Annotated in this window: 4 protein-coding genes; 1 reads left to right on the top strand and 3 read right to left on the bottom strand. The window is 64.1% G+C overall.

What is annotated here, in order from left to right:
* The 3 genes from ACY693_RS16145 to ACY693_RS16135 form a co-directional block, all read right to left on the bottom strand.
* Nucleotides 1-714: alcohol dehydrogenase catalytic domain-containing protein (locus ACY693_RS16145; protein ID WP_462322837.1), on the bottom strand; the 714-nt coding region annotated here is incomplete at its 3' end.
* Nucleotides 715-745: 31 nt separating this feature from the next.
* Nucleotides 746-982 carry a type II toxin-antitoxin system HicB family antitoxin gene (locus tag ACY693_RS16140; RefSeq protein WP_462322836.1) on the bottom strand — a complete coding sequence of 79 codons (237 nt, stop codon included), beginning with the start codon at nucleotides 980-982 and terminating at the stop codon, nucleotides 746-748.
* A 33-nt stretch (nucleotides 983-1,015) separates the two neighbouring features.
* Nucleotides 1,016-2,557: a fumarate hydratase gene (locus tag ACY693_RS16135; protein WP_462322835.1), complete on the bottom strand. Its 1,542-nt coding sequence runs from the start codon at nucleotides 2,555-2,557 to the stop codon at nucleotides 1,016-1,018.
* A 307-nt stretch (nucleotides 2,558-2,864) separates the two neighbouring features.
* On the opposite strand from ACY693_RS16135, the gene ACY693_RS16130 reads away from it, so the two are divergent.
* Nucleotides 2,865-4,026, top strand: a 1,162-nt coding sequence (locus ACY693_RS16130) for a carbohydrate-binding protein (RefSeq protein WP_462322834.1), incomplete at its 3' end; no start/stop codon positions are given.

Here is a 4,026-nt window from a genome sequence, read left to right as displayed (position 1 = left end):
GACCAGGGTCCGCGTGATCTGTGCGAGCATCGCACCGCCGACATTGTCGATCGCGCCGCCCCAGACCGTCTTTTCGAGCGGACGCTCGCCGCCGGGCAGTTCATCGCGGCCAATGATGCGGCTGGCGCCGAGCTGCTTGAGCCAATCGTGCAGGTCTTGCTTATTGGAGACGGCGACGACCTCGAAGCCGAGCTTGGCGAGGATGGTGATGGCGATGCAGCCAACGCCACCACTGGCGCCGGTGACCAGGATCGGACCAAGGCCGGGGTGCTGGCCGTTGATCAGGAAGCGATGCACGGCGAGGGCGGCGGTGAAGCCCGCGGTGCCGAGAATCATGGTCTGGCGCGGATCGAGTCCATAGGATACCGGCACCGGCGCGAGCCAGTCGCCGGGCACGCAGAGGGTCTCGGCATAGCCGCCGTCGTGATCAAAGGCCATGCCGAAGCCGGTCGCGATGACCGTGTCGCCCGGCTTCCAACAGGGATGCTCGGAGTGCTCGACGATGCCCGCGGCATCGATGCCACCGGTGATCGGGAAGCGCTTGATCACCTTGCCGCGGCCAGTAGCGGCAAGCGCGTCTTTGTAGTTGACGCTGGATGCGCTCACGCGCACCAAGACCTCGCCTTCACTCGGCTGCGCGATTGGCACCTCTTCAATGCCGGCGCGATGCCCGTCGTCGTCCTGATGAATCCGGAATGCCTGTTGCTGTGTCAATCTGAGCTCCTGGCGTTTGGCCGCTGTGGAATCATGCTGCCTCGACGACGAAGCGATGTCGACGCCTCGGCTCGGGCAGATTGAGTTTTTGCAGGCTCTCGAGATGGAGATCGAGCGCTTCGCAAGCGTTGCCAAAGGCAGCGCCGAGCGTATCGGCGCTGGTGATGATCTCAGGGATATCTGGGAACTCGACAACATACGCTGGATCAGCCGCTTGATAGCGAATGAAAAAGACGTAGTCGCGGTAACTGTGGCTCGTCGTCAACATAACTCGAGAATGCGCGTCAGTTTTTGGATGTCTTCAGGATGACAGGTCTTGCGATTCAACCTTGACTGGAATCTCGGCAATGCGCGAGCGCCATTGCTGGGGTCCGGTCTCATGCACCGAGACGCCCTGGCTGTCGACGGCGACGGTGACCGGCATGTCTTCGACCTCGAATTCTCGGATCGCTTCCATACCGAGGTCCTCGAAGGCCACCATGCGCGCCGACTTGATCGCCTTCGAAACCAGATAGGCCGCGCCGCCGATCGCGATGAGATAGACCGCGCGGTGGCGGCGGATGGCATCGATCGCCTCGGGTCCGCGCTCGGCCTTGCCGATCATGCCGATCAGACCGGTCTGCTCGAGCAGTTGGTCGGTGAAACGATCCATGCGGGTGGCGGTCGTCGGGCCAGCGGGACCGACGACCTCGTCGCCGATCGGGTCGACGGGGCCGACATAGTAGAGGAAGCGGTTGGTCAGATCGACGCCCTCGGGCAGCGGTTCGCCGCGGTTGAGGATCTCGGTCAGGCGCTTGTGGGCGGCATCGCGTCCGGTCAGCAGCTTACCGGAGAGCAGCAGATGCTCTCCAGGCTGCCAGCTGGCGATCTGCTCGCGGGTGACGCGGTTGAGGTCGACCCGGCGGGCGCCGGCGCCGGCATCCCAGGCGATCTCCGGCCAGCTGTCGAGCGAGGGCGGCTCTAGTGAGGCCGGGCCTGAGCCATCGAGGGTGAAATGGCAATGACGGGTCGCGGCGCAGTTCGGAATCAGCGCGACCGGTAGCGAGGCGGCGTGGGTCGGAAAGGTCTGAATCTGCACGTCGAGCACCGTGGTGAGGCCACCGAGACCCTGGGCGCCAATACCGAGCGCGTTGACCTTCTCGTGGATCTCCAAACGCATCGCTTCGAGCGCATTGGAGGGTCCGCGCGCCTTCAGCTCATGGATGTCGATCGGTTTCAGGAGTGCGGCCTTGGCCAGCAGCATCGCCTTTTCGGCCGAGCCGCCGATCCCCAGTCCGAGGATGCCCGGCGGGCACCAACCGGCGCCCATGCGTGGGACCTGCTCGAGCACCCAGTCGACCACGCTTGCGCTCGGATTCAGGATCGCAAAGCGCGCCTTGTTCTCGGAGCCGCCGCCCTTGGCCGCGAGCTGAACCTCGAGCTTGTCGCCCGGGACCAGCTCGGTGTGGACGATCGCCGGGGTGTTGTCACCCGTGTTGCGACGCTTGCCGAAGGGAGGGTCGACAATGGATGCGCGCAGGATATTGTCCGGGTCGGTGTAGGCGCGCCGAACGCCCTCATCAACGATCTCCTGCAGGCTGCGGCGGGTCTCCCAGCGCAGCTCCATGCCGACCTTGAGGTAGGCGATGACGATGCCGGTATCCTGGCAGATCGGCCGATGGCCTTCGGCGCAGAGCCTGGAATTGATCAGGATCTGGGCCATCGCCGACCTCGCCGCGGGCGATTCCTCGGCCTCATAGGCGGCGCTCAGCGCACGGATGTAGTCCGGCGGATGGTAGTAGGAGATGTATTGCAGCGCGTCGGCGATGCTGCTGATGAGGTCGTCTTCTCGGATCTGGCTCATGAAATCATCGTCATCTTGGGTCTCTTGCGGCGGCGCTTGGCGGTTGCGCTCAGCGACTGCTTGCTTTGGCCCTGCCCAGCGGCTGCGAGGCGCCAGCTGCTGTCTGCGTCTAGATGCGCCAACCCCTCGCATTGGCTCCCAGTATAACGGCCGAGAAGGCCCGATGAGCCGGGTCAGAGCGATCGCGACCGGTCACAGAACACCCAGCATGACGCAATCGTCATCCAATGGCGAACGCTCCACGGCTAGGCTAGGGGGTAAGTGATCTTGTGCGTATGCGGCTCAACGATGAGCCTTGGAGACCCTGATGACCATTCGATACCTACCCTCAGCGGCGATCCCCGGCGCTATCCTGCTGCTCGCTCCTCTTGTTCCAGTCTTTGCCGCTGAGCCCTATCTGCCCGGTGAGATCTATGTCGGAGGTGATCAGGTCTGCTTTGCCGGCGATCTGTTCCGCGCGAAATGGTGGGCCGGACCGGAGGATCGACCGTCCGACGTCGATCAGGTCGCCCAGCCCTGGGACACGCCTTGGGAACGGCTGCAGGTGGCGGCGCCCGCGTGCGACGGCCTCAACGACGGCAATCGACCGCCCCAGGTGCAGCTGACGGCTGATCCGCTCAGCCTCAGCGGTGCGGGTCAGATCAGGCTTTCCGCGGCAGGCTCTGTCGATCCGGATGCCGATCCGCTCAGCTATCGCTGGCAGCAGCTTGCGCCGGAGAGCATTCAGGTCAGCTTCGATGCACCGAGCGCGGCGGAAACCCTGGTCAGTCTGCCGGAACCGACCGCAGCGACCGGCTATGTGTTTGAGGTCCAGGTCAGTGATGGCGAGCTCAGTCGCAGCGCCCAGGTAACCATCATCCAATCCGTGCCGGGGGATAGCGCGGGCATCTGCCCGAGCTGGGATGCCGATACCGTCTATGTCGGCACCGATCTGGTTGCTCATGCTGGCGCGATCTGGGAGGCGCAATGGTGGACTCAGGGCGAGGTGCCCGGGACCACCGGTGAATGGGGGGTCTGGCGTCCGGCACCCGCTGATGCCCTCTGTGCTGCTGATCCGAGTGATCCGACTGACCCAAGCGATCCCAATGATCCTGATGATCCAACTGATCCAATTGATCCGAATGACCCAGAGCAGGTGCGCTTGAGTGACCTGCTGGCGACCGAGGCTGCACTGACCGATAGCCCCCTGATGGCGTCGGTCAAGGCGTCGATCCGGACCCTGGACAATGCGCTGGTGGAGCGCATCCTGCCGGGGGCGACAACCAACCCCGCCAATGTTCAGCGCGTCGAGCGCCTGGTCTCCGAGCAGGACTGGGATGCCTTCTTTCCGCGCCGCGCGCCGGAGTATACCTATACCAACTTCTTGAAAGGGATCGGTAAGTTTCCGGCATTCTGCGGCGATTACGACGATGGTCGCGATGCCGATGCGATCTGCCGCGCGGCGTTGGCGACGATGTTCGCGCATTTCA

The organism is Halochromatium sp. (assembly GCF_054919635.1).
The sequence above is the reverse complement of the archived record's forward strand: the minus strand, read 5'-3'. Positions and strand labels throughout refer to the sequence as shown.